Below are 8,741 nucleotides of genomic sequence, written 5' to 3'. Positions count from 1 at the left end.
GGGCGGTTACCATAACTTCCCCCTTTGAAAAAGGGGGATAATGGGGAATTTGCCGGTAATAAAAACTTCCTCACAAGCAGTTCGGTCCAAAGACCTTCCCCTACCCCTCTTTGTCAAAGAGGGGAACAACTGATACCCCGTCCGCCTTGGTGTATAGGTTCACAATATCGGTAACGGTAAGTAGATTTGGTTCTATTTGCCTTTGTTGTCATCCCCGAGGACTGTTATCGGGGATCCAGGTTTAATATATTTGAAATTTTAATGTCTTTTATTGTTTTAGATTCCCGATTACTATCTTCGGGAATGACACCACTTTTTCTAAAACAAGATTTAAAACTGTTACCGAAATACTGAACAACTACACTTGGGCGGACTGCGGGGAGGTTCATTTTTCATTGAATTTTTGACACTCCCTTCCGAACTCTTGCCAATTACAACATTTGCGCCGCAATAGGTATTTCAATACGCACTAAAGTTCCTTGTTTCTCTTGGCTTCTGATATCAATAATCCCTTGGTGTTCCTCAATGATCCGGTGCACAATAGAAAGCCCCAGGCCGGTTCCGCTGGGCTTGGTAGTAAAGAAAGGATTGTAAACCTCTTTTAAATCCTTGGGAGATATACCTGAGCCCGTGTCTTGAATACTGATGATCATTTTCTTGTTTTTTCCCTCGCTCGTAACCGTAATCCTGCCTCCCGCGCGACTGGCCTCTATCCCGTTAGAAAATATGTTTAGAAAAACTTCTTCCATTTTATGAACGTCGCAGAGGATCTCCGGAGCGTGCTCATCCAGAGACAACACTATTTCAATATTCTCCTTCTCTAATCTAGGCTTCAGGAGCGTGATGCTCCGTAATATCACCTCGTTTATACGGGCCCTGCTGAGCTCACTTTCCGACGGTTTGGTAAAGTTAAGGAACCTTTGGATCAATTCTTCACAGCGCTCTACTTCATCTATGATCATTTTTATTTTCTTGGCTTCCTTCAGGTTTTCCGGTTTCCTATAAAACATCTCCATGAAAAGTTTAATTGAAGTCAGGACTGTATTTACCTCATGGGCAACACCCGCGCCCATCAGGGACAAAGAAGCCAGTTTTTCCGCAACGCGCAATTGTTCTTCCATTCTATTCTTAGTTTCGCTCAATCTACGCATATCAAAAGCCCTTTCGATGAGCCTCATTACCTCATTTATATCAAAAGGCTTGGTAATATAGTCATAACAACCCTGCTTTATTGCCACTTTGGCTGTATCCAAAGTGGCGTAGCCGGTAATCACAATCATAATTAAATCCTTCTTTGCCTCATTTACTTTAGCGATAACTTCCATCCCGCTCATTACCGGCATATTTAAGTCTAAAAGCAGCAGATCAAAATTATCCTCTTTAATCCTATCCCAAGCCTCTTTTCCGTTTCCGGCAAAAATAACTTCGTAACCTTCCCGGCTGAGGAATCGGCTAAAGACATCCCGAACTACCTGCTCATCATCGGCGATTAGTATTTTGTATTTTTCCTTAACTTCGTGCTGTTTCATGTTCTGTCCTTTTCAAAGGAAGAACTATTGTAAAAGTAGTTCCTTTTCCTACTTCACTTTTAAAATCTATTTTTCCCTGATGATTCCCTATAATACGGTAGGTTATAGGCAAACCCAGGCCCATCCCTCTATTCGGAGACTTGGTAGTATAAAATGGGGTAAAGATATTTTGAAAGTTTTTCTCTGGAATACCGCAGCCTGTATCCTGGCAAGTGATCTCAATATGGCCTTTATCTTTGCCTAATGACCGGATACTGATTTCCCCGCCTTCAGGCCGGTTGAGGCTGATAATGGCATCCCTGGAATTGCTGATGATATTAAGGAATGCCTGTTGGAGCTGGTTAGAGTCGCCTTGCATTTTGGGAATACCTGATTCTAGCTCCTGAATGACTCTGATATTGTGCGTCTTAAGCTGCTGTTCTAATAGCGCTAAGGAGCTTAAGATGACTTGGTTGATATCTAATTCCAGCATCATAAAGTCGGACCTTCTGGAAAAAAAACGCACATTCTTGATAATAGCATCCATTCTATCAACTTGTTCTAATATTTTCTTTAAGTCATTTCTGATAGGGCTTCCTTTTTCCGTCTCCATAAGCACGGCCTGGGCAAAACCTTTTATGCCGGTCAATGGTTGATTGAGCTCATGCGAAATACCGGCAGCCAGTTGGCCCATGGCCGCCATCTTGCTGGCCTGAATGAGATCCTGCTGGTTGTGCCGGATTTCTTCGTAAGCAATCCTTAATTCTTCCTCCGCCTTCTTGAGCTCGGTGATGTCTCGGACTGTTGCCTGCAAAACTTCCTTGCCTTCCAACTCCATCCGTGTCAATAATACGGTGGCAAAAAATTCATCCCCGTCCGCCCTTTTATGTGTCCATTCAAAAAAATGAGACCCTTTTTCCATGGCTATAGCCATCATTTGCTGGGCTTTCACTGAAGACGAAATTCCGTCCGGCTGATATTCGGGCGACAGGCCCGCAGGGGTTTTAGTAGTAAACTCTTCTTCATCCTTGCACCTGAACATCTCCAAAGTTGCCGGATTTCCGCCAAAAAATCCTTTTTCAGGAGTTAATAACATAATTGCATCTTTAGATGATTCAAAAATGGTTTTATATCTTAATTCACTCTCCCAAACTGCCATCTCCGCCTTCTTGCGGTCAGTTATGTCGGTGAGGAAGTTAAGCGTCGCCGGCCTTCCGCCCCACTGAATCAATGTCGCGTTGATCTCAACCCATTTTATTGAACCGTTCTTGCTCACGAGCCTGAATGAATAGACCCCGACAAAGCTTTTCTCTTGTATCCTATTTTTGTAATTCTTGATAACCATGGCCGCATCTTCCGGATGTATCAACCCGGCAAAGGGCTTATCTATCAATTCCTCACGCGAAAAACCCAGAAGATCAACGGTTTTTTGATTTACAAACTTTAGCAACTCGTCCTGGGCAACCATGACCATCTCTCCGGCATTTTCCACAACTGCGCGGTATTTTTCCTCGCTTTCGCACAGCTTTTTTTCTTCGTTAAAATGGTTTGTTATAAGTTCTGCGATTTTGCCGAATTCATCCCTCTGTTTCTTTAGCTTTTCTATCGGTAAAAATGAGGAGGTTGAAAGGCTGGCCGATATTTTGTTCAGGGGATTTACAACCCATCTCAAAAGGATAAACCAAATAAGAAAAAGTCCTATCAATATTGAATTTATATAGCCAATAAAGAATAAACTGAAACTACGCTCCAGTTCTTTTGCCCCCAAAGACGTTATCCTGCTCTTCAAAAATCCGATAGTTTGGCCATCGCAGTCTTTTAATTCTTTTTTGATAAAATAAACATATCTCGGCCATTTCATTATTTTATCAGTTGATGGGACGGGCTGTTTTATGAGTGTCGTCTCACCCATTAACAGCTCTGAAATTTCTGACACATACTTTTCATTGATAATCTGGCCGACAAAAAAGTATCCGCTGTGCTCATATTTTCTTTCTGGATCTTTTGTTTTGTGGATAGACGTGCCGCGAATCCGCATCAGCCCTTTTGGAGTATCAGCATAAAAATCAAGAAATTTTCCTTTTTTGAAAATATTTCTGAATTTTTCCTTTGAAACAATAAATTTTTCAAGCTCTTTGTCAGCAAGGTCATTTATAGAATAAACAACATTAAAATCGAGGTTTAGCACCCATAAGGCGTTTATTTCAAACGTTTTAAAACCCGTATCCAGATTTTCTTTAGCCCACACAGGATCAAGATTGTTCACAAAACTGAACATATCATTCCAAAACGTATAGTCAGCAACGAAAGCTTTCATCGGCTTATTTTTTAGCTCCATTACATCGTCCAGTAATCTGGTTTTGCTCTTTTTTAGGTCCCTGATAATTAGGTTTGTCTGGTTTTTTCCTAAAATATTTATTCCTATTATGTTCAAAACGATTAATAACAGAAATCCAGCTAATAATAGAAATACTTTTTTTCTAACATCCATAACAATCCTTTTTTATTTTACAAATACTCCCAAAATTGATTAAAAACAAAAACCCAAACTAAAGCCGCCATAAATACTTGGTATCTGGTTCCCAATATTTTCGTCAGCAACATCTCCAAAAGGCACTGAATAAAATAACGAAGGAGTAATAGTCATCTTTTCTCGCACTGGGATTATGATTTTAGTCCCCAAGACATAGTCGCCACCTTGCCTATAAATATCATAATTTACGTAGCTGCCTAAATGGACATATAGTATAGTTTCAATATCATATTCATTTATTAAAGAAACATTTTTTGTTACTTCAAGCGAGCTATAACTTCCCTTGTAATAATCGTAGTCATCATAATACATAATATTAATACCCACAGGTAAATTATTAATGGTTAAGCTGACAAACCATTCTTTTGTTGAACTAGATCCCGAATAAGGGTAATGATAGCTGACATGGCCAATGGAAATATCCGCTGGCTCAAATGATTTCGTATAAGAAACGGTAAGGTCTATCTCGTTCGAATCAACTGCATCATTAGTATTTTGAATAGGCATACTTGACCAAAAGCTTGCGTTTATTGTTTTGTAATTTATGGAAAATGATGGTTGGACAACAGGATCTTCATCTACTGTAACTCCTCTGAACACATATTTTGAAAAATAGTCAAATGTTCCATTAAAACAAATACTTTCATTGGCTAACAATATGCGTTTGCCGGATTCTTTATTTTCCGTTTGGCCGCAATACCCTATTAAGACAATTGAAAACAAAAATACCAAAATACTCACAAACCTTAACATATTCCTTTTCATTTATCCCCTCCATTCCTTAACATTGGGGTCAGGTCTTGCAATACGACATTTAGCCTTTAGCAAAGCCTTTCGTAAGGGTCAGGTCTTGCAAGCATACATTTATTGACCGCCCTTCCATTTTTCTCATTTTACGGCTTATTGTAGCATAATGCACATTCATAATCTCCGCTATTTCCTTTAATTTATACCCATATTTCCTATAAGCGGTTACTATTCCGTCTGATTCAGATAGCAGTTCTGATAAAGCAGGCCTGACTGGTTGCCTCTGCGAGCGAGGCACCTCACAAGGGCTGGGAGTATTTTTTTCAAGATTTTCTATAAATACTTCCTTCCCAAGATATATTTGCCCTTTTAGGCTATCCCAGGGCTTAGCTACATCCTTTTCATTAACAAATTCGGTGAATTCTTTTATTGCCTTCTCTCTCGTTTTATTAAATTGCGACAGCACCCATAGGACATTAAGCAACGCCGGTTTATTCTTTAAGCCAATTGTCGCATGATAACTACTCCATGCGTAATTCTGAGCATTTTTTGCTATTTTTGCTCTCACGGGATTCAATACTATATACCTTATCAATTCCAGCAAATACGCATCTTTTTGCACTATTACGGCCTTAAACCTTCCTTGAAAAAGATGCCCAACCCGCTTATGTGAATGATTAAAATATTGTGTATAGACACCGTTTAACTGCCTCATGCCTTGTGAAAGATTCGCCTTAGGAGTTTCTATCAATAAATGATAGTGATTTCCATCAGGCAGAAGCTGTAACATATCAAGCCATATCTTTCAATCACATCTCCGAGCAACTTCAAAAAATATTTTCTATCGTTGTTTGAAAGAAAAATATTCTTTCTCTCGTTCCCGCGGCTTGTGATGTGATATAGCGCGCCTTCAAAGTTTATTCTTAATGGCCTAGTCATATCAGCGTTATTTAATCATACCAAAATGTCGTATTGCAAGACCTGACCCCATTAGCTTTAAGTTGAGTTGAATTATGCTAATATTCTATAGTATAATGTAATGATTTGTCAAGCAAAAACTGTATCCGTCGATGGCCTGCCATGTGGGCATCTTGGGAAGAGATTTTTGTGAGTGTTGGTTTTTTGAAGAAAGGGTTAGGTTTTTATTGTCTTTTTCGGTGGATTTAAAAGCGGGTTGGCTTCTTTAGTTTCGTCCTCGCTTACCATAGCAACTTTGATCACTGATTGCATTTCTTCCAAATCAAAGGGTTTGGAAATGGAAGTGTAGGCGCCCAAACGGGCGGCGGCAAGATTATCCTCTAATGTTGAGAAGGCGCTAAGCATTATCACAACTATATTGATGTCAATCTCTTTAATCTTCCTTAAGGTCTCAATTCCGCCGATCCCCGGCATTTTTATATCCAAGAGTACTAAATCCGGCTTATCTTTTTTTATTACATCAAGAGCTTCCTCACCACTCGACGCAGTGAGCACATTATATCTCGTAAGCACGCGGCTGAAAAAATCCCGTATCACATTTTCATCATCAACGACTAATACTGTCTTGCTGCGGCCCGATTTTATCTCAACGCCAAGCTTTTCCACCTCTGGTTTGCCTTTAATTTGGTTCATTAACCATTTATCGATCAGCTCCTTCTTAAAACGCCACTCACTGGCTACTTTAAAGGCAGGTATTGTTCCCCGTCTGGCAAGTTTGTACACTGTCATCTTATTCATCTGTAAATACTCTGCCAACTGTTGAACATCCATTAAGTTTTCCACTATGTATTCTCCATTCAATCAATTCTGAAATAGTATTAGAAGGGATTATACTACACTACAGCGTACTAGTCAAGAAAAATGGGGTCAGGTCTTTAGATTTAACATTGCGGATGATATGCACCGATTGTCCTGCTCACTGTTACATAATGCAAACCTAAACACTTTGCTATTTCTGCCTGTTTGTATCCGTATTTTATGTGCGCTTCAACGATCTTTAAATTTGCATTATTCCCCGTCCGCCGCGGCGGACTACGGGGTTACCTTGTTGTTGTAGCCGCACCCTTAAGGGTGCGTTGAAATGAGCGCGGGCTAAAGTCCTCGACCCATAGGGCCTATGAACCCGAGGGCCCGCGGCTACCTCTGATACCGCCCCGCAGGCGGGGCGGATGTTCATTGTAAAGACTTGCCCCTTTTTTTTGGAAAGATTTACTTCCAAATTCCTTTTTTCTTGATTTTCGCTTCTTTTACAATCTGGTTAAATCTGTCTTCATACTTAATATTTGGAGGCCTTAACTCAACATTAGAATATCCTGCTTTTATTACTTCTTCATTTAACATTCTACCGTCACTAACAAAAATATATCCAACAAATCTATGTAATCTATCCCATTTTCTTTCATCAAATTCAATTAGGATTCTATCCCCCTCTCTTACAAGAGATTTCACCAATTTAAAAGACTCTTTTTCTCTTTTTTTCAGGGTTTTTTTATATTTTTTGCTTTTATAAATTTCATCACCGGGGCCCAGCTTTGGAATAGCAACGCCAAGAAAATAAATTGTTTCTTTCTGCCCGTCATACTCAATTTCCAGGGATTGCCCGTCAACAACTTTCAGCACTTTAGCCGTTTCTTGAGCAAAAACGACAACGCTATATGCTAGAATTAAAAAGCCAACTAATAAATTTCTATACATAAACTTTTTTTTGTTTTCTTGCTTTTTAAAACGAAAATCGGACAAATTTGTTTGATTATGAACTAAATATCATTTTGCAAACAAAGTAATTTTATATTTTTATCATAATTTTATCAAATTTACAATTACATTTAAATTATACTATAATTACGGCAATTATGATTCCCCTTATTATTAGCTTGTTCTCAAAAGTTTTCGTTTTTGTTTTAGCCGGAATATTAATTGCAAGATTTTCCGGATCTAAAGCTGAATTCTATGCCGAAAAATTAATTTCTTTTATTTTATATATTTTGGTCCCGCTATTCATAATAGATACTATTTGGACAAATTCTATCTCATTTTTTAGCGCTTGGAAAGTTGCAGCAACAGCAATCTTTGTTATAATTTCCGGCGCATTTCTTTCATATATATTGGCAAAAGTAAAAAAGGCATCTTTTCCAAGATATGCGTTATCAATAGCATTTATGAACTCGGCATTTTTGGCAATACCGATAGCTTCTCTATTGTGGGGTAAAACGGGCGCTCAATACGCTATTATCTATAATATTATTTTAACTGTATCCCTTTTTACACTCGGGGTTTGGTGGATAAGCGGCAAAAGTTCTTTAATTGAAATGTTTAAACTGCCGGAAATTTATTCAATAATAATAGGTTTCATCTTATATTTTTTAAAAATAAAGCCGTTACCAGAAATTTCAAAAGCCCTTCAATTTATTTCAAGTATTACACTTGCCTTTATGCTTATTTTTGTGGGCTATAGAATAGCAAAAATCAAATTTCACATTGTTTGGGATTCTATAATTGGAGTTATGCTCAGAATATTCGGAGGATGGATTTCTGCTTTAATTGCGGTTTATTTTTTGGCAATACCATATCCCGAGGCAGGAATCTGCATTATGAGCTCAGTTATGCCCACAGCGATTATGTCTTATATTTTAGCAGAAAAATTCAAATCTGATTCAGAATTTGTTGCTACAACAATAGTACTCGGCACAATAATATCAATATTTACTATTCCTCTGGTAGGATACCTCTACGGCAGACATTAATTATCCCTTTTCATCATTCAAAAAAGTATTAAATATCTGAATTTTCATTATATTAGTATTTTATTGATTTAAATAATAAGATTTGATATATTTCTACTGATCATGAATATTACATCAAATAAAAAAACAAAAGCCGCAAGGCTTTCTATCTTTTCCAATACCTTTCTTATAATCTCTAAATTTATAGTCGGTTTCTTGACCGGTTCGGTAAGTATTCTTTCTGAAGCCATT

At 38.2% G+C, this 8,741-nt stretch carries 7 protein-coding genes and 1 pseudogene; 2 read left to right on the top strand and 6 right to left on the bottom strand.

Going from position 1 to position 8,741, the window contains the following annotated elements; all coding sequences use genetic code 11:
- Positions 1-431 precede the first annotated feature (431 nt).
- From NT145_00295 to NT145_00270, 6 genes and pseudogenes are all read right to left on the bottom strand, one after another.
- Complete coding sequence (locus tag NT145_00295; protein MCX5781137.1) at positions 432-1,529, bottom strand: response regulator; 1,098 nt, start codon at positions 1,527-1,529, stop codon at positions 432-434.
- Positions 1,510-3,999 (bottom strand): PAS domain S-box protein, encoded by a 2,490-nt coding sequence (locus NT145_00290; protein MCX5781136.1) that lies wholly within the window; start codon positions 3,997-3,999, stop codon positions 1,510-1,512. Before NT145_00290 ends, NT145_00295 begins: the two co-directional genes overlap by 20 nt.
- A gap of 39 nt (positions 4,000-4,038) precedes the next feature.
- The gene (locus tag NT145_00285) at positions 4,039-4,806 is read right to left on the bottom strand and encodes a hypothetical protein (protein MCX5781135.1); all 768 of its coding nucleotides are present in this window, start codon (positions 4,804-4,806) and stop codon (positions 4,039-4,041) included.
- Between the two features lie 49 nt (positions 4,807-4,855).
- Positions 4,856-5,727: pseudogene (locus tag NT145_00280) on the bottom strand (transposase).
- 195 nt (positions 5,728-5,922) lie between these two features.
- The gene (locus NT145_00275; GenBank protein ID MCX5781134.1) at positions 5,923-6,549 is read right to left on the bottom strand and encodes a response regulator; all 627 of its coding nucleotides are present in this window, start codon (positions 6,547-6,549) and stop codon (positions 5,923-5,925) included.
- Between the two features lie 426 nt (positions 6,550-6,975).
- On the bottom strand, positions 6,976-7,461 hold the full coding sequence (locus NT145_00270) for a thermonuclease family protein (GenBank protein ID MCX5781133.1): 486 nt from the start codon (positions 7,459-7,461) through the stop codon (positions 6,976-6,978).
- Positions 7,462-7,619: 158 nt separating this feature from the next.
- Between NT145_00270 and NT145_00265 the strand changes: the two genes are divergently transcribed.
- Both NT145_00265 and NT145_00260 read left to right on the top strand, forming a co-directional pair.
- Positions 7,620-8,510 (top strand): AEC family transporter, encoded by an 891-nt coding sequence (locus tag NT145_00265; GenBank protein ID MCX5781132.1) that lies wholly within the window; start codon positions 7,620-7,622, stop codon positions 8,508-8,510.
- 102 nt (positions 8,511-8,612) lie between these two features.
- Positions 8,613-8,741: cation transporter (locus NT145_00260; GenBank protein ID MCX5781131.1), on the top strand; the 129-nt coding region annotated here is incomplete at its 3' end.

The sequence above is a fragment of the Elusimicrobiota bacterium genome (genome assembly GCA_026388075.1).
Classification (GTDB): domain Bacteria; phylum Elusimicrobiota; class Endomicrobiia; order Endomicrobiales; family JAPLKN01; genus JAPLKN01.
Note: the sequence above shows the minus strand (reverse complement) of the source record. Positions and strands in the feature narration are given on the sequence as shown.

Bases quoted from the DNA above. Each gene is read 5' to 3' on its own strand.
- NT145_00290 (MCX5781136.1), bottom strand. From the start codon at position 3,999: ATGGATGTTAGAAAAAAAGTATTTCTATTATTAGCTGGATTTCTGTTA.
- NT145_00265 (MCX5781132.1), top strand. From the start codon at position 7,620: ATGATTCCCCTTATTATTAGCTTGTTCTCAAAAGTTTTCGTTTTTGTT.
- NT145_00270 (MCX5781133.1), bottom strand. From the start codon at position 7,461: ATGTATAGAAATTTATTAGTTGGCTTTTTAATTCTAGCATATAGCGTT.
- NT145_00295 (MCX5781137.1), bottom strand. From the start codon at position 1,529: ATGAAACAGCACGAAGTTAAGGAAAAATACAAAATACTAATCGCCGAT.
- NT145_00285 (MCX5781135.1), bottom strand. From the start codon at position 4,806: ATGAAAAGGAATATGTTAAGGTTTGTGAGTATTTTGGTATTTTTGTTT.